We start from the raw sequence: 17,510 nt of genomic DNA, 5'->3' as shown, positions 1-17,510 counted from the left end.
TCCTTTCTGAGGCCGATCGACGGCATTCCCGGAAACAAAGCAAAAACGCCGTCCCAAGCCGTAGCGTGGGATGGCGTCTGCTGTCAAACGTTGAAGGAAAAATTTTTCTCAAAAAATCAAACGTCCGCCGCCTGATCTTTCGCCCTGCGCACTTTAAGCTGCTTCCACTTCAGCGTGCCGGCCGTGGCCGTGAGCAGCACCCCGTTGAGCAGAAAGACAATCGGGATCGGAATATAGGCCCCTAACGTGCCGCCCGCAATCGGACCGACCATATTGCCCAGCTGACTGGACGACTGATTCAGGCTGAAGGCGCGTCCGCGGAATTCTGGTGTTGTCGCCTTGACAATCAGGGCATTCAAACCCGGATATACCGCCGCAAAGAAAAGCCCGTACACAAAACGCAGAATGCCGAAGCCAACCAAATTGTGGAACAGCAGCTGCAGCACATTGCCTAGGCCTCCGCCGAGAAGGCCGATCATCAAGGTCCGCTCGTAACCGATCTTCTGGCCGATTTTTCCCCAGATCGGAGCCGCAACGACCGTGGCTACGCCCACCGCAGAGAAGATCACGCCGGAGCTTAACGAAGCATTGTCATGCGAGGAGCCAAGCTCCAGCACATAAAGCGTCAGCAGCGGCTCTAGCACCATGACCGAAGCCGTCACAATCAGCACGACTCCCAGCTGACGCATTAACGGACGGTTAGCCGAAGCTTCCTTCAAATCATCCATGACGTGCGACCGTGTCCGGTTGCGGTCGAAGTTCTCTTCCTTCGCTCCGATCCAGGCAATGATCGCGGACATGAGTACTACAAACGCGGCTACCAGGAAACATTCCCTGTAACCGATAAATTTGCTCAGCACGCCGCCAAGCAGCGGACCAACAATGCTGCCCGACGCTCCGGCCGTTGCCATAATGCCAAGCGCGTAGCCAACGTGCTTCTCCGGCGTATTGGTACCGACCAAAGCGATAGCCGAAGGGACATAACCGGCAAGCAGCCCCGACAAAATGCGGACAACCAGAAGCTCATAAGGATTCTGGACGACGGCCATCAGGAGATAAACCGCACACAGGCTGAAGCCCGAGCGCAGCAGCATCGGTTTGCGGCCGTATTTGTCAGCGAGCGAGCCCCAGAAGGGCGCAATCAGCGCACTAGCCAGAAAGGTTACACCAAATAGCAGGCCCGACCAAAAGGACACATTCGACTCTACACCCAAATCCTTGTTGATAAACAACGTCAGAAAAGGGATGACCATTGAATAAGCCGTGCTTGTACAGAAGACGCCGCACCAAAGCACATAGAGGTTCTTTTTCCAGGGCAAATTCATGGTGCCACCTCCCTGTTTGTTTGCTTCCGTTCCATGAAGAAATTACCCGTTTTATGATTATAGCACCATAAGGAAAGCAAAAGGATGTAACAAAGGTCATTTTATATGTACAAATATACATATTTTTTTCTATTTGTAAGTGGGCTCACAGAAAAACTCCCGAAAGACAGGCAGCGTCTCGCGGGAGTTCACCGGATCGTATATCATTTATTCCATCGAAAAAGGATGACGGCTGAGCATGAGCTCCTGATCCGTCAAATACAGCGGCAGCGGCGGAAGCTCCTTCAAATAATGCTCCTGCATCAGCGCCCGGTAATCGATTTCTCCTTCCAAGGAGCCTTTCACCAGCGGAAGTTTACCGGTTTCGTTCACGTAATCGTCCACCGCCATCTGCACCAGGTCCAGATAATAAGGAATGTGGCGGTCGGCTTCTTCAAATATTTCAAACGTTTCTCGGGATAGATAAAATTTGTGTTTGCTTGGACCGCCTAAATAACGAGCCAGCCGGTTTGTATCGAGACTGCCGTCGGGTTGAATCAACGTCAATCGGTTAATCGTGTCCGGCGTATCATCTTCGTACTGCAGGACGGCTCTGCGAACCTGCTCGAGCGAGACTTCAACTTCAACAGGTTCCGCGACCTTCGTTTTCTTGTTCCAAAACAGCATGACCTTAACCTCCTTCGCCAAACCGTTAATAGAAAACGCTTACACTTATATTATATCCGGTTTTCCCCCGAAAGTCTCTCTTTAATGCAACCGCCATAAAACGTTCATAGAACAGTCGATAAAGGCTTATTAACGGAGCTGATGCCAGGAGGTCCACATCGTTTTTGGATTCAGTTCATAGATCCCTTCTTCCCGGTACATGAACTGATGCATGATAAACTCTCTGCGCAGCGTTGCGAAGTCCTCATGATACTGCTTGATAAATTCGTTGATCTCTTTCTCCTCGTATTTCCGTCCCGGCGTCAGCTGCTCGGCCAAATATTCCAGCACAATGACCTTCTTCTTGAGCTGAGCCGGAATCTGCTTCAAACGGCCGTCCTTGGCGAAAAAATTTCGCAAAACCGACTGCTTGAGCGTCTCCTGCTCCGATTGCTGCGTTACGTTCTCCATTTCGTTTCCTCCTGTCCGGTTTAAAATATAGGCCACAGACGCTGCAGCGCCCTGCTCTATGAAATAAGGATTCACCTGGAAATAAACAGTGTTCTTGTCCCTGCGTTCCTTGATCAGCGCCGCTTCGCGCAGCTTGGCCGCGTGGTGGGTAATCGTAGGCTGGGACAGATGAAGCAGCTCGGCAAGCTCCTGTCCGCTCCGCTCCTGCTCGGCCAGCAGCATCAGCATCCGGATGCGGGTTGGATCTCCCATCGCTTTATGATAAGCTACCATCTTCTCAAGCTGCATCATCAAAACTCCTTATCCATTAATGTTTAATGATTATTGTTTATTTTCGATTAGATAATTATCTAATTAGATTTTAGTGAAACTCCACAGAAGTGTCAAGCCAATATGGTTTGAAAATAAACAGTAATGAGCTAGAATGGTTACATGCTTAATTTTCAAAGCTGCCAAGCAGCCTGTCACAAGGAGGATTTCTAACATGGAAGACGTCATTATTATCGGAGCAGGACCCTGCGGTTTGTCTGCAGCTATCGAATGTCAGAAGCAGGGATTATCGGCTCTTATTATTGAAAAACACAATATTGTTCATTCCATTTTCTTATACCCGGTTAACATGCAGTTCTTCAGTACAGCCGAGCTGCTGGAGATCGGAGACATTCCGTTCCCCTCCTCCAATGAGAAGCCTTACCGGCATGAAGCGCTTGTTTATTACCGCAGGGTTGCGGATCATTACGGGCTGCGCATCGCTACATACGAAGAAGCCGAATCCATTATCAAGGAACAGGACGGCACCTTCACGATCAAGACCCAGCGGCGTTTTGGCGAAAGCCGCGAGCTGAAAGCAAGGAACGTCGTTGTCTCCTCCGGCTATTTCGATCATCCGAATATGCTGGGGATTCCCGGGGAAGACAGCGATAAGGTGACCCATTATTTCCGCGAAGCTCATCCATATGCCGGCATGGAAGTTGCCGTCATCGGCGGAAGCAACTCTGCGGTGGATGCCGCCATGGAGCTGGAGCGGGTTGGAGCGAACGTTACCGTCATTTACCGCGGCGATGATTTGTCCGGCAACATCAAACCGTGGGTTAGACCTCTATTTGACGGGCTGGTGAATAAGGGTAAAATCCGCACGGTCACCCGGTCTCGCGTGGTAGAAATTCAGCCTGATCATGTCGTTGTAGAATCACTGGAGGATGGAAGCCATGAGCAGCTGGCCAATGATTTTGTTGTCGCGATGACCGGCTTCCGCCCCGACCGCGGCCTGCTGTCTGCCTCGGGCATCGAGATGTCCGAGGATCAGGATAAGCCGGTCTTTGATCCAACTACCATGGAGAGCAATGTGCCCGGCCTGTATGTGGCGGGCGTTGTCGCTTCCGGACGGAATGCCAATGAAGTCTTCATCGAAACCGGCCGCGGACATGGCAAGCTAATTGCTGCCCATATAGCCGCCCGACGCCTGGAAGCAGAAGCGGTCCGCGATACAGCGGAGGCCCCTTATGGCGCAAATTGACGTCACGGCCCTTCTGCTGCTGGCCTTGGCCGCACTTGGCATTTTCAGCAGCAATATGCCGATCACGGTGGCCATTCTGGTCCTGCTGTTCCTTCGGGTGACCAAACTTCATGCCGCTTTCCCGTTTCTGGAGAAATACGGCCTGACCATCGGGATTCTGATCCTCACAATCGGGGTTATGACCCCGCTGGCCAGCGGAAAAATCCCGCTTGATTCCGTCTGGCAGTCCTTCCTGAACTGGAAGTCGCTGCTGGCTATCGCCGTCGGCATGCTCGTCGCTTATCTGGGCGGCCGCGGCGCGAGCCTGATGGCCGGCCAGCCAATCATCGTGACGGGCCTGCTGATCGGCACCGTGCTGGGAGTCGCCTTCTTCAAAGGCGTGCCCGTCGGACCGCTGATCGCAGCCGGGATTTTGTCCCTGTTGATCGGTCGGGGGTAATCCACGGCCGCTGCCGGGCGAAGATTCACCTATATCAAAAAACCGGAACACCTGCCTGATCTCGATCAGGGGTGTTCCGGTTTTTTATTTTCAGGAGAGACTCCTTAATTTCCCTCGCTCCATCGTCTTCGGACTATCTTCTTCGTATTATCTTCTTCACTTTATTATCCTTACTTTAATCTTTCCTCACTCGCTGCGGAAGCCAGCTGCAGGCTATCTCCCTCTTCATTCAGATGCAAATGCTGAATATTATAAAGTCTGGCGTAAATGCCGCCTTGCTCCATCAGCTCCGTATGCGTACCGGTTTCGGCAATCTCGCCGTGATTCATCACATAAATCCGGTCCGCATGCGTAATCGTGGACAGCCGGTGAGCGACAATTAAAGTGGTCCGGCTCTCGGACAGGCGCTGCAAAGACTGCTGAATAAGATTTTCGGACTCCAGATCCAGCGCCGAGGTCGCTTCGTCCAGAATCAACACAGGCGGGTTCTTGAGGAACACCCGGGCAATCGCAATCCGCTGCTTCTGGCCGCCCGAAAGCTTCACGCCCCGCTCCCCGACCTCTGTGTCATAACCGGTCGGCAGTTGCATGATGAAATCATGCGCGTTAGCAGCCTTCGCCGATTCTACCACTTCCTCATCGGATGCATCCGGTCTGCCAAGCAGAATGTTGTCCTTCACCGAACCGCTGAACAGGAAATTCTCCTGCAGCACCATGCCGATCCGGCTGCGCAGGCTGTGCATGGTCAGCTTGCGCACATCGGTTCCTCCAACATAAATTGTCCCCTGCTGAACGTCATAAAACCTCGGGATAAGCCCAACCAATGACGATTTACCACCTCCGCTCATTCCGACAAACGCGACGGTCTGACCCGGTTTGATGTCCATTTCAATTTGTTTGAGCACCCAGTCATGATCCGGCTGATATTTGAACCAGACCTTGTCAAAGACAATGCTCGTTTGTCCGTCCGGGAGCTCCTTCGCCTCTTTGGCATCAACCATGTCATACGGCTGATCCAGCAGCTCTTCCACCCGCTCCCATGAGGCTGATGCCTGGGTCAGAACGGACGAGGAATTAATCAGGCGTCTCAGCGGAGCATACAGCCGATCAAGATAACCAAAGAAGGCCACAAAGGTTCCCAGCGTGAGCCCGCCCTGGATGACATGGTATCCCCCGTAACCGATGACGAGAAGCGGCGCAATATCGGTGAGTGTATTGGTAATGGCAAAGGTCCAGGCGTTCCAGCGGCTTTGATTCAGCGCCTTGTCCAGATAACGTCCGTTTATGCCGCGGAATCGTTTGCCTTCGTGGCGTTCCAGCGCAAAGCTGCGGATAATGGAAATACCCTGGATGCGCTCATGCAAATACGCCTGGATGCCCGCGAGCGCGGCAGAGCGCTCTTTCGTCAGCTTTTTCAATCGTTTGTAGAGCAGGTTAACGGATATAGCGTAAAAAGGAAGCACCGAAATGGCGACCAAGGTCAGGATCGGGTCCAGATAAAGCATAAATCCAAGCACAAAGATAAGCGTGAACAAATCCAGCCAGACGTTCATCATGCCAACTTCCACGATGTTTTTCGTCTGCTCAGCATCGTTGATGAACCGTGAAATAATTTCGCCGACCTTTGTATTCTGGTAATAGCGCAGTGACAACCTTTGCAGGTGATCATAAAGTCTGCTGCGCAGATCAAACAAAATTCTAGCGGTAATTAATTGTGCGAAGTATTGCCGGAAGTATTCAACCGGCCCCCTTACTACAATGAACAGGAACATCGCCGCCGCCAAAGCCATCCCCAGCCCGCGAATCCTTTCAGCCGATGTCAGCTCGGCATTCATGAGCAGGTCATCAACTACATATTTTAATAATAGAGGCAGCAGAGATGGAATCCCGAACTTGAGCAGACCGATCAGCAGCGTAAGCAGGATCCATTTCCAATAAGGTTTGACAAAAACAAAATAAGCTTTAAACGGATTCAATTGAGTGCACTTCCCTTGTATGTTATACTCCTTAGTAAAACTTGCAGCTATTGTCTTGGCGCAAGCCGAATAATGATGTAATCGCTTTAGGAGGGTAACCATGACACGCCGATTTGTCATTGAAGCTGTAATGGTCGCGATATACGGTGAACTTTTGGCACCTTCCGGCCCCGTAGAATATATTGTGCCTTACAACACGATCATGGAATTGTACGAATTTCGGGACAGCACCGAACCGCTCATGAATGATCTGGAAGACGACCGTTACGTGAAGGATAAGATCAATGAGCTGATCGCTTATATGGAAGAGCCCTTGAACCGGAAACGGCTGGAGAAGATCCTGGTTATGCCCTGGGGGAAAACGGCGTCCATCCTGCTCGATGAACACATTACCTGGACGGTCGTAAATGCCGTGGATAACGAACAGTACGGCGAATATCTGGACCCCATCGAAACGGAAATCATCCTGACCGCCCAGAAAGAGAATGCCCCCATTCTGACGGACCAATTCGAGCTGATCCGCCGGATTATCGAAGCCGAGGTGCCTGTTCAAGTCTTTGATATTCAGGATTTCGAGTTCGCCATGGAAGACAATGTTTTCAGCTGATCTGAAGGATAACGTTGACCTTTAATCCCCCTATCCATACCGTCATCAGACCATTCTATCAAAAAGTCATGAAAAAGCCCGCGCACACGCGGGCTTTTGTTCTGTACTTGTCCCCTTAAAATTTTCTATTCACCTTGTTATTTAACAGTTATTACACGGGTACTACACGGTTACTGCACGTACTCATAAATGATGTCGTCGGTTTCCCCATCATAGCTGACTTTCAAGTCATAACCGTCCAAATACCACAAATCCTGCTCTTCCATATAGAAACGAATGCCGCCTACAGTCGTGGATAATCCCGGCTTCTTAGGTTCTTCGGTATCGATTCCGAGCGAAAATCCGGGATGGATATGTCCGCCGGCGCTATAACGGGCAAAAAAACGAACCGACTGCCCTTCGTGGAGGTTCAGTTCTTTCTTATACCATTCGGCTGCATCCTCTGCAACGTGAATCATTTGATTCTCTCCTTCTCAATCAGCCCTGCTGCTTCTAACTGCAGGCTGTCTCTTCTATTTGTACCCTTATTTTAGCCCATGACACTCCCGTTTGCCAAACGGGGTAAATTAATTATATTTGTTTTTTACGTTTGACAATCCGGAAAATACGGTGTTAAGATTCTTGTGTCAGATTCATTTATCAAAAATTCCCAAGCGGGGGAAAGGGTGCGCTCGATGCTTAATCATATTGTTTACGATAACCATGGTATGGCCGTCCGGCTGAAACAATTAAATAGCGAAGCAATCCCGCATACCGAGATTCAGGGAATTTACCAGAAGTGCTGTACGCCTTGAACAAAGGCTGGCCTTTCTTGGCTCCAGCATGCGGATACGATTGCTTACAATCGTAATCCGGCATATGTTTAGGTTATCCAGGGACATATCGTCATAGGACGATGTGTCCCTTTTTTATTTTTCAGGGTCTTGCAGGCAGACGGAGAAGACTCAAGAGGAGGGTTTTGATTCATGTTTTCGGTACTAAAAAATTTAGGCTGGTTCTTCCGCCGGGAGAAACAGCGCTACACGATCGGACTTATTTTTCTGATTGTGGTCGGCGTTCTGGAGCTGGCTCCCCCACGGCTGCTCGGCAGCGCCATTGACGACATCGTCAGCGGCTCCATCACGTGGAATTTACTGACGATGTACATTTTATCGATCGTGGGCCTGCTGGTCCTGATCTATCTGATTACTTATGTTTGGATGCACAAGCTGTTTGGCGGATCCAATCTGGTGGAACGGCTGCTGCGGACCCGGTTTATGAACCATCTGCTGCGGATGACGCCGCCGTTCTTCGAACGGAGCCGGACCGGCGACCTGATGGCGCGGGCCACCAACGACTTGCGTTCCGTCGCCCAGACAGCCGGTTTCGGCATGCTGACCCTGACGGATTCAACCGCTTATCTGACCACGATCTTCGTAGCCATGGCAACCCTGATCAGCTGGAAGCTGACGCTGGCGGCGATTATCCCGCTTCCTTTCATCGCTTTGGCGATGAAAATTTACGGCAAAATCATTCACGAGCGGTATACGCTTGCCCAGGATGCCTTTGGCGACATGAACGACCAGGTGCTTGAATCAGTAGCCGGCGTACGCGTTATCCGCGCCTATGTGCAGGAACGGAACGACGAAGCGCGGTTTGAGAACATCACCAACGATGTTTATCAGAAAAATCTAGCAGTAGCCAAAGTCGACGCTTATTTCGAGCCGACGATCCGCCTCTGCGTAGGCCTGAGTTATGTGATCAGCCTGACGTACGGCATGTATCTTGTGTTCCACAATGAGCTGACGCTGGGCAATCTCGTCTCCTTTAATATGTATCTTGGCATGATGATCTGGCCGATGTTCGCCATCGGCGAATTGATCAACATCATGCAGCGCGGCGGCGCTTCGCTGGACCGCGTCAACGAAACGCTCAGCGTAAAGCCGGACGTGGAAGACGCCGAACATCCCGTAGCTGTGGCTGCTCCGGATTCCATTGCATTTCATGACGTGACGTTCCGTTATCCAACTTCGACTGTAAACAATTTGGAGCATATCCGTCTGAACCTGAAACGCGGCGAAACGCTTGGTGTTGTAGGGCGGACCGGTGCCGGCAAATCAACGCTGCTGAAGCAGCTGCTGCACGAATATCCACTGGGCACCGGCGATCTGCTCATTTCCGGCGTGCCGATGCCGTTGATCGCCAAAGACCAGCTGCACGGCTGGATCGGCTACGTGCCGCAGGAGCAAATTTTGTTCTCTAAAACCGTCCGGCAGAATATCCAATACGGACGGCCAAACGCCGATGACGAGCTGATCATGGACGCCATCCGCACCGCCTCCTTCGACGGCGACCTGCATACGTTATCCGACGGGCTGGAGACGCTGGTCGGCGAAAAAGGCGTCGCCCTATCCGGCGGGCAGAAGCAGCGCGTTTCGCTGGCCCGGGCGTTTATCGCCGATCCGGAGATTCTGATCCTTGACGATGCTTTATCGGCCGTCGACGCCAGAACCGAAGCGCGGATCATTGAAAATATCCGCAGCAAACGCTCCGGCAAAACAACCCTGATCGCCACGCACCGGCTTTCCGCTATCGAACACGCCGACCATATCGTCGTGCTGGAGAAAGGCCGGATCGTGGAGGAAGGAACGCACGAGGAACTGCTGGCGAAAGGCGGCTGGTACCGCGAGCAATATGAACGGCAGCAGGTTGAATCCAACCTGACAGACTAGAGAGGTGTTTCCCCCAATGAAAACAAAAACAGGCAAGGCCTTGTTTAAATACGCTTTAACCGCCAAAAGGACGTTTATTTTGGCGCTGGTCATGCTGGCGATCGGCGTGGCGGCCGATTTGGCCGGCCCGTTTATCGCCAGAAACATGATCGACAATCACATGCTGGCGATCGAGAAACCTTTTTACGAAACCAACACCGCTTCCGGCGAAACGGTCAGCTACAACGGCAAGCTGTATAAACGCGGCGACCGTTTTGCTGCGGATGAAACCAAAGGCGGCGAGGTGCATCTTCTCCAAGCCGGCCGGCCGTTTTATTTCGTTGAAGGAGCGATTCCGGACACGACGGGCGAACGTTCCTTCGAAGGCGGCGTACTGACCCTTACCAAAGGCGGCGAAAGCCTGCAATACCCGGCCGTTAAGCTGTCGACCAAAGAGCTGTATGCTTTTTACAAACCTGAGCTGCCGGGCATCCGGACATTGGTCCTCGCCTATTTCGGCTTCCTGCTCGTCTCCATCCTCATGGAGTTCGGCAAAACGTATTGGCTGCAATCGTCGGCGAACAGAGTCATTCAAAAGCTGCGCATCGATGTATACGGGCATATTCAAAAGCTGCCGGTCAACTATTTTGATAATCTTCCCGCCGGTAAAGTTGTTTCCCGGGTGACAAACGATACCGAAGCCGTCAAAGATTTGTTTATCGCGGTTTTATCCAACTTTTTCTCCGGGATCGTCAATATGCTCGGCGTTTATGTGGCCCTGTTCCTGCTTGATTTCCGGCTTGGCCTCATCTGCCTGTTCGTCATTCCTGTCATCGCGGCCTGGGTGGTGCTTTACCGCAAGTTTGCGACCCGATACAACACGATCATCCGCTCCCGGCTGAGCGAAATCAACGCCATCATTAACGAATCCATCCAGGGCATGCCGGTGATCCGGGTATTCCGCCGCCAGCAGCAAACAAGCGATGAATTCGAAGCCTTAAACGACGATTACATGAAACACCAGAACAAAATGCTCAACCTGAACGCCTTGACCTCCCACAACCTGGTTAACGTGATCCGGAATCTCGCTTTTGCCGTGGTGCTCTGGTATTTCGGCGGGGCGTACCTGTCTGCAACAGGCATCGTTTCGCTTGGCGTGTTGTACGCCTTCGTCGACGTCCTCGGCCGCTTGTTCCAGCCGATTACAGGCATGGTCAACCAGCTGGCAGCGCTGGACTCCTCTCTCGTATCCGCAGGCCGCGTATTCGAGCTGATGGATCAGCCCGGCGTGGACGTGACGGACGGCAGCATGCCGCGTTACAAAGGCAATGTGGAATTCGACGACGTTTCTTTTGCTTATAAGAAAGATTATGTGCTGAAAAACATCAGCTTCACTGCCAAGCAGGGCGAAACCGTAGCGCTTGTCGGCCACACCGGCTCGGGAAAAAGCTCGATCATCAACCTGCTGTTCCGGTTCTATGATCCTCAGAAAGGCTCCATCCGTATCGACGGCCAGGAGGTCACCAGCCTGCCGAAGCAGTGGATCCGCCAGCATATGGGCATCGTGCTGCAGGATCCTTATCTGTTCACCGGAACGATCGCCAGCAACGTCAGTCTCGGCGACAGCCGAATCTCCCGCGAAACGGTCGAGAAAGCATTAAAGGATGTCGGCGCCGACCGCATCCTGGCCCATTTGCCGGGCGGTCTTGACGAGCCGGTCGTGGAAAAAGGCAGCACGCTCTCCGCTGGCGAGCGGCAGCTGATCTCTTTTGCCCGGGCGCTGGCTTTCGACCCGGCCATCCTCATTCTCGATGAGGCCACGGCCAACATCGATACCGAAACCGAAGCGCTGATCCAATCCGCGCTTGAGGTGCTGAAGAAAGGGCGCACGACGTTTATCATCGCCCACCGCCTTTCCACCATCCGCAGCGCCGACCAGATTCTGGTGCTGCACAAAGGCGAAGTCGTGGAACGCGGCTCCCACGATGAGCTGCTTGCTCTCGGCGGACGTTATTACCAAATGTACCGCCTGCAGGGCGGCATAGCGGATGCCGCAGAGAATGGCTCCGGGCAAGATCAAGATAGCGGCTCCAGCTCCACGGTTGGCGATTCGGATTTGCCGAAGACTCAGGGATCGTCGGCGCCCGCTGCCGGATCCGCCGGAGCGTCCCATGAATCCAAACGGCCAGCAGCAGCTTCGCCTCTGCCGAATTTGTCTTAAGGATTTGTCTTATTTGTCTTAAAGTTTTGTTTTAAAGTTTTGTTCTTATGATTTGTTCTAACAATTTATCCTGGGAACGGTTCTTCAACAAGAAGGTTGAATGCATTTTAGGCTGATTTTTCTTTCATACAAAAAGGCTGACCCATGGAGGGTTCAGCCTTTTTGTGTTTAATTGTTTCTAGGAATTACAGACACTTATTTATAAGCCGTCCAACATTTGAATATTTCAACACTTCAACCATTCAATCATTCAAGATTTTAGCAATTCTATCTAGTGCGGGCTATTCCAGCCTGCCGGCTTCCTCTTTCTCCTCAAGCCCTTCAACCTGCTCATACAGCTGCCGCGTGTACTGCTGGAGCTTATCCTCCAGCCGCTTCGCCCGGTCTTTGAACTGCTTCAGCTCATCAATCATCGCTTTCCGGCCTTCTTCGCTGAAGGTTTCAAGGATACGTTCCTTGAAATAGTCATGGACAATCCGGTTGCGGTCTTTCCAGATGGAAACCAGCTCTTCCGTCTCTTCCTCCGTGAAAGAAAAATGGTGCCGGATCTCATTCACCAGCTGACCGAGGGAATTGCCGAGCTTGCGGTGATAAAGCTCCTCCAAATCTTCTTCGGTAGGCACCTTCCCTTCCGCCAGCTTCATCATCATGATCAGGTTCACCAGCTGCTGCTCCAAAGCCTGGCCGTAATAAACGGCCAAACCGAAGTAAGAGAACAGCTCCTTAGACTGCTGCTGCTCCATAAGCTGCTTGCGGCTATTGCGATAAGGCATAATCCTCCCCCTTTCCTGACGTCTATATCATGGACAACCGCGGCCGCGGCTTATTGGGCCAGTTCTTTGATCCTTGCCAGCCGTGCGGCTTCGTGTTCGACCAGCCATGTATCCTGTGAAAGAAGCTCGTACGCTTTCCTGAAATACCCGTGAGCCTCATCCCGTCTGCCTGCAGTGAGAAGACACTCTGCTATTTCTTCGCAATTGTACCCAGTGGGTCCCTGCTGATCCATGGCTTTATAGTACAGGGAGGTCTGAATCTCAAGCGCTTCCGTTACCCGCCCCATTAAACGCAATACTTTGGCCACACACCATTTGGCGATTGATATCGTTTCCTCGTTCCCCCGCTGCTCCCTGAAAGCAAGTGCCAGGCTAAACATGTCATAAGCCTGTTCAAGCTGCCCCGCTTCTACTTGAGCCCAGCCTATATTATTGTATAGGGAACCTAACCAGCGCTGCGCTTCAGGATGATTCTCCGCATAGTCCAACGCCTGTAAATTCCAGGCCATTCTTGTATCTGGATCAGCTTCAGCAATGCCCAGCATATGGGCCGCATCCACAGCAAAATCATGCTCGTTATGCAGCTGTGCCAGGTTCCAGGCCTCTACGAATAAAGGTACACTCCGGGCCGGATGACCCGAAGAGTTAAGCACCCTTCCTCTTTCCAGCAAAAAACGGACATGAGCTCTGGGAAGCTCTTCTTCTCCAAGCAGGACAAGAACCTGGTCAAGTGAGACATTGGCGCTTTCAAACCTGCCTTGAAGACCTTGCGCTCTCGCGATCTGCGTCCATAATTCAGCTATGTATCCGGCATCTCCGTTATTCTTAGACTGCTCCGCAATTTCAAGGAATTTCTGTTCTGTATGTTCAGGCCGGTTATAATCCCACAACTCGTCAAAACGAATCATTGTTTCCCCTCAGTTCAATCGAATGTATCCCTGCCTTCTTCTCTTATAGCTGCCTCTATCATAACACAGACCAAAGAATACAGACTAAAGAACACACACTAAAGAACACTCTCCTAAGAACACTCTCCTAGGAACACAAGCCTCCCTGAAAAAACAAGAAGCCCCCTTCGCTGCCGCGCGGGGGACTTCTTCTCAATTGAAGCTGACTTTCTTTAATCACCAAATCATTTCATTTCCGCTTATTTAACAGCTTGCTTGAGCTGCTCATAATGCTTGATGGCCGCCAGATGCACCGGATGATCCGCCGGGATCCCCGTAAAGTGAGTCAAGGTTTCAGAGGCGCCGCGTTCGTTCAGCGTCTGCTGGATCTGTACAGCTTCAGGGTCCTCCTGAACGTCAAACAGCAGAGCGGCTGCCATGGACTTGGCTAATCCGTCATAAGACAAACCGCGGTCAAAAGCCTGCAGTGCCGGAGATACCAGACGGTCGTTCGGCGACAGCTTGCGGATTGGCGATCTGCCGATCCGGTTAACCTCATCCTTCAGCGCCGGATTGCGGAAGCGCTCCATGATTTTTTGAATATAGGCTTCATGTTCCGCCGCGTCAAAGCCATGTTTAGCTACCATTACAGCGCCTGTTTCTTTCAGAACCCCGTACAGCTCATCGGCGATTTGCTGATCGTCCATCGCTTGCTGGATCAGTTCATACCCCTTCAGATAACCGCGGTAAGCTGCTGAACAGTGACCGGTATTAACTGTGAACAATTTACGTTCGATGTAAGGCTCAAGCCGGTCCACATAATGTATACCTTCAATCGGTGTATAGCCTGGAATCATTTGGGACGTGTCAACAGCCCATTCGTAAAAAGGTTCCACTTCCACTTCAAGCGGATTGTCGTGCTGCTGGAGCGGAACGATCCGGTCAACAGCCGCATCCGGGAAAGCTACCAGACTGTCCGCCTTGCTGCGGGTAGCTTCGTCAAGCAGACCATACACATGCTCTTTAAGCTGGGTGCTGCCTCCGATGGCATTTTCACAGGCAATGATATGCAGCGGAGCCGGAGAACCGCTGGACAGACGTTTTTTCAAACCTTCCGCAATGGTCGGAGCAATAAACTTCAGAATGTTAACACCCACCGCCGTTGTAATGATGTCAGCTTCAGCCACGGCTTGAACCGCCGCTTCTGTTTCCGTGGCACTGTTGATGCCCGTTACGTTGCGAACGATGATCGTTTCGCGCTGATCGCTGGCCAGCACAACCGGATATTCGCGTTTCTGCTTGAGATGATTCACCAAATTCTCGTTAACGTCCAGAAAAGTAACTTCATAACCTGCCTGGGAAAGCAACAGTCCGATAAAACCGCGTCCGATATTTCCTGCTCCAAAATGTACGGCTTTCATCAGTCTTCAAGGCCTCCTTCAAAGATCGCCATAATGGCTTCTTCAGTAGGAGCGTTCATGACCTGCTCCAAGCTTTCATCTTCACTGAAGATCATAGCCACGTTGGTCAGAATCTGCATATGGTCGCCGCCGGCACCCGCGATGCCGATAACTACAAATGCCGGTTCGTCCCCGTCAAAGTCAACGCCATCCGGGAAACGAACGATGGACAAGCCGGTCGAATGAATCAGGTCTTTGCCTTCTTTAGTTCCATGAGGAATGGCCAAACCATTGCCCATATAGGTCGATACGATATTTTCACGGTCAATCATGCGATCCACATAAGCCGGTTCAACATGGCCTGCTTTGACCAGCAGTTCACCGGCAATGCGGATTGCTTCATATTTATCTTTTGCAGCTGCAGACAACAAAATTTTCTCTTTAGACAGTATACTCATGTTTAACTCCACCTTTGTTTATACTTTATTTTTGAAGAATCCCATTAATTCAGTCGCTAGAAACTGTTTAATGTCTTGCTCGCTCCCCTGCTCCATCAGCCGGATTAAATCCGGCCAGAGCAGAAGAGCACTGATTTCGCTCAAGATCTCAAGCGATTCTTTCGGCAGCTCCCGGGGTCCCAGCATGATCAACATGACCTGTATATTGGTTTCTCCATCCATTCGAACAGGTTGGCTCAGCCTGTACAGGGACAGGGAGGGCTGCAAAATGTGGGCGCTGCGCGTATGGAACAGCGCAAGAGAGCTGTCGGGAATAATTAAACTGCCCAGCAATTCTCTCTCCAGCAGAAGATTTGTCACCTTATCCGGATCATCCAGAATCGAATCTTCCGCAAGCGCCCGGCATGCTTCCAGCAGGGCATAATGTAAGTCTCGGCCTGTTGTGTCAATAGTTCCGAGCCGAAATTGCTCGATTAGAACGAGGATTTCAGTCAGCGTAGTATGCAGCGATTTAATCCGCCCTACAGCCCAGCTTGAATTCTCTTCCGACCTGTCCTCACGGCCCCCGGCCTTACGTCCGGCGTCCATTTGCTTGAAGGTTGTATTTTTGATGTAATCAATCAACCGCTCAATATCTTCCCGGGTGAGCAAAGGACTAAGCCGGATGTAACGGTTTTGCGGAAGCGGCAAATCAATGGTTGAAATAATGAGATCGTAATCTTCCTCGGGAATTCTGGCCGCTTCGTACCAGGAACTGTTTCTAACGATTTCGATCTGCGGAATTTCTTTAGCCAGCCGTGTTGCAAGCAGCTTAGCCGAGCCGATTCCACTGCTGCATACGAGGATGGCCCGGACATCCTGCTGGAGTCTTTTCAGCCGTTCAATAGAAGCACCAAAATGCATCACCAGAAAGCCGATCTCCTCATCAGGCACACCGAGAGCCGAATCCAGATCGCTTACAGCTTCTTTAACCGTTTGAAACAAAGGCTCGTAATCTTTCCTTATGGAAGCCAGCAGCGGATTTCGGATTCGCGAGCCTTCCTGCAGCCTTTTGAGCGCCGGATCGATATGCTGGAGCAGTCCTTCCCGCAAGGATTTGTCGCCTTGCAGCGGATAGCCGGTTTTCTCGGCCACACTCCTAATAAGCTGCTGAACAATTTCCATATGAAGAAGATCGGCCTGTGTCAAATATTCCGAAGCAGCCGAATCCTGTAGGGCATCCAGCATAAGGGCAATATAATTCGTTTCAAAGCTGCAAAATGGAATATCCAATACTTCGGACAGCTCTGCAACAATGTCCTGGGCATCATCCAGATTTCTTGGCCGAAAGCCATAAAACGCGGACCCGTCGTTGTTATCTTCCACTTTCTTGTCCTGAAGAATCCGGGACACGGCTACGGACAAGGAAATAAGCAGATGGGTATAAGCCTTTTCACTTAATTCATCCAGCCATTTCGACCCTCTGTTCCACAAGGCGCTTTCCACGAACATAAAATAATCTTTGCCCGCCAGATTCAGCAGCTTCTGCAGCAGCGGAGGATAATTTTCGCTCGCGCCTACCAGATCGGAAGGATCCAGATTTTCTTCGGCCAGTTGGCAGATCGCTCTGCGTTTGTCTTCCTCCCGGCCTTCGATTTCCACGCCGTACCCGCGCCGGCGAATAAGCTCCAGCCTGAACCGCTTGATCCAGAGCTCAAGCTCGTTGAGATCATTAGTCACTGTGGGAACCGTTACTTTTAAAGCATGAGCCAGTGTAAACAGCTTGACAGGCTCATCGGCTTGAAGCAGCGAAGTCAGGATATAAATCTTTCGTTCTTCTACCGTATATTCAGACGGTTTTTCTTCTTTTAGCATAGCGGCGAGCTTATCCATGGACGCCTGAGTCCCTTCAAGCTCGATTCCTTTACCTGACTTCTTCTTAAGGTGGAGATCAAAATCGGCCAGAAACTGCTCCAGCCCTTCCATCTCCCGGTGAACGGTTCTGACACTCACCCGAGCTTCTTCGGCAATTTCAGCGGCTGTCGTTTCTTCTTTCCTATCAAGCAAAAACGTCAGAATCTGCCTTTGCCTTGCGGTGAGTTGGTTCACGCCGCACCTCCTGT

The 17,510-nt window shown here is 51.5% G+C and carries 15 protein-coding genes; 5 read left to right on the top strand and 10 right to left on the bottom strand.

The window, feature by feature from the left end:
- Positions 1-116 precede the first annotated feature (116 nt).
- From CBE73_RS01030 to CBE73_RS01020, 3 genes are all read right to left on the bottom strand, one after another.
- On the bottom strand, positions 117-1,325 hold the full coding sequence (locus CBE73_RS01030) for an MFS transporter (protein WP_094092611.1): 1,209 nt from the start codon (positions 1,323-1,325) through the stop codon (positions 117-119).
- A gap of 207 nt (positions 1,326-1,532) precedes the next feature.
- Positions 1,533-1,991, bottom strand: a complete 459-nt coding sequence (locus CBE73_RS01025; RefSeq protein ID WP_094092610.1) for a DUF3939 domain-containing protein — start codon at positions 1,989-1,991, stop codon at positions 1,533-1,535.
- Positions 1,992-2,120: 129 nt separating this feature from the next.
- Complete coding sequence (locus CBE73_RS01020) at positions 2,121-2,729, bottom strand: DUF2087 domain-containing protein (RefSeq protein WP_094092609.1); 609 nt, start codon at positions 2,727-2,729, stop codon at positions 2,121-2,123.
- 196 nt (positions 2,730-2,925) lie between these two features.
- Between CBE73_RS01020 and CBE73_RS01015 the strand changes: the two genes are divergently transcribed.
- The gene (locus CBE73_RS01015) at positions 2,926-3,957 is read left to right on the top strand and encodes a YpdA family putative bacillithiol disulfide reductase (RefSeq protein WP_094092608.1); all 1,032 of its coding nucleotides are present in this window, start codon (positions 2,926-2,928) and stop codon (positions 3,955-3,957) included.
- Positions 3,944-4,396, top strand: a complete 453-nt coding sequence (locus CBE73_RS01010) for a DUF441 domain-containing protein (RefSeq protein WP_373286368.1) — start codon at positions 3,944-3,946, stop codon at positions 4,394-4,396. The genes CBE73_RS01015 and CBE73_RS01010 overlap by 14 nt, the downstream gene beginning before the upstream one ends.
- Before the next feature lie 170 nt (positions 4,397-4,566).
- Here the strand turns inward: CBE73_RS01010 and CBE73_RS01005 are convergent, their stop codons facing one another.
- Positions 4,567-6,372: an ABC transporter ATP-binding protein gene (locus tag CBE73_RS01005; protein WP_094092607.1), complete on the bottom strand. Its 1,806-nt coding sequence runs from the start codon at positions 6,370-6,372 to the stop codon at positions 4,567-4,569.
- Positions 6,373-6,472: 100 nt separating this feature from the next.
- Between CBE73_RS01005 and CBE73_RS01000 the strand changes: the two genes are divergently transcribed.
- Positions 6,473-6,979, top strand: a complete 507-nt coding sequence (locus tag CBE73_RS01000; protein ID WP_094092606.1) for an ADP-heptose synthase — start codon at positions 6,473-6,475, stop codon at positions 6,977-6,979.
- Between the two features lie 170 nt (positions 6,980-7,149).
- Here the strand turns inward: CBE73_RS01000 and CBE73_RS00995 are convergent, their stop codons facing one another.
- Entirely contained in the window at positions 7,150-7,437 is a 288-nt protein-coding gene (locus CBE73_RS00995; protein WP_094092605.1) for a HesB/YadR/YfhF family protein, read from the bottom strand.
- Between the two features lie 507 nt (positions 7,438-7,944).
- Here CBE73_RS00995 and CBE73_RS00990 point away from each other — a divergent pair.
- A complete protein-coding gene (locus CBE73_RS00990) occupies positions 7,945-9,690 on the top strand; it encodes an ABC transporter ATP-binding protein (protein ID WP_094092604.1) in 1,746 nt (581 codons plus the stop codon).
- Between the two features lie 16 nt (positions 9,691-9,706).
- Positions 9,707-11,890 carry an ABC transporter ATP-binding protein gene (locus CBE73_RS00985; RefSeq protein WP_094092603.1) on the top strand — a complete coding sequence of 728 codons (2,184 nt, stop codon included), beginning with the start codon at positions 9,707-9,709 and terminating at the stop codon, positions 11,888-11,890.
- 281 nt (positions 11,891-12,171) lie between these two features.
- Here CBE73_RS00985 and CBE73_RS00980 read toward each other — a convergent pair whose 3' ends face one another.
- The 5 genes from CBE73_RS00980 to CBE73_RS00960 all read right to left on the bottom strand — a co-directional run bounded on the left by CBE73_RS00980 (position 12,172) and on the right by CBE73_RS00960 (position 17,496).
- Positions 12,172-12,663 (bottom strand): hypothetical protein, encoded by a 492-nt coding sequence (locus tag CBE73_RS00980; protein WP_094092602.1) that lies wholly within the window; start codon positions 12,661-12,663, stop codon positions 12,172-12,174.
- Positions 12,664-12,713: 50 nt separating this feature from the next.
- Positions 12,714-13,571, bottom strand: coding sequence for a tetratricopeptide repeat protein (locus tag CBE73_RS00975; protein WP_094092601.1), 858 nt, complete (start codon positions 13,569-13,571; stop codon positions 12,714-12,716).
- Between the two features lie 239 nt (positions 13,572-13,810).
- Entirely contained in the window at positions 13,811-14,971 is a 1,161-nt protein-coding gene (locus CBE73_RS00970) for a mannitol-1-phosphate 5-dehydrogenase (protein ID WP_094092600.1), read from the bottom strand.
- Complete coding sequence (locus CBE73_RS00965) at positions 14,971-15,408, bottom strand: PTS mannitol transporter subunit IIA (protein WP_068694691.1); 438 nt, start codon at positions 15,406-15,408, stop codon at positions 14,971-14,973. Before CBE73_RS00965 ends, CBE73_RS00970 begins: the two co-directional genes overlap by 1 nt.
- An 18-nt stretch (positions 15,409-15,426) precedes the next feature.
- Positions 15,427-17,496 carry a BglG family transcription antiterminator gene (locus tag CBE73_RS00960; RefSeq protein WP_094092599.1) on the bottom strand — a complete coding sequence of 690 codons (2,070 nt, stop codon included), beginning with the start codon at positions 17,494-17,496 and terminating at the stop codon, positions 15,427-15,429.
- Positions 17,497-17,510 lie beyond the last annotated feature (14 nt).

Source organism: Paenibacillus physcomitrellae (assembly GCF_002240225.1).
GTDB classification, from domain to species: domain Bacteria; phylum Bacillota; class Bacilli; order Paenibacillales; family Paenibacillaceae; genus Fontibacillus; species Fontibacillus physcomitrellae.
The sequence above is the reverse complement of the archived record's forward strand: the minus strand, read 5'-3'. Positions and strand labels throughout refer to the sequence as shown.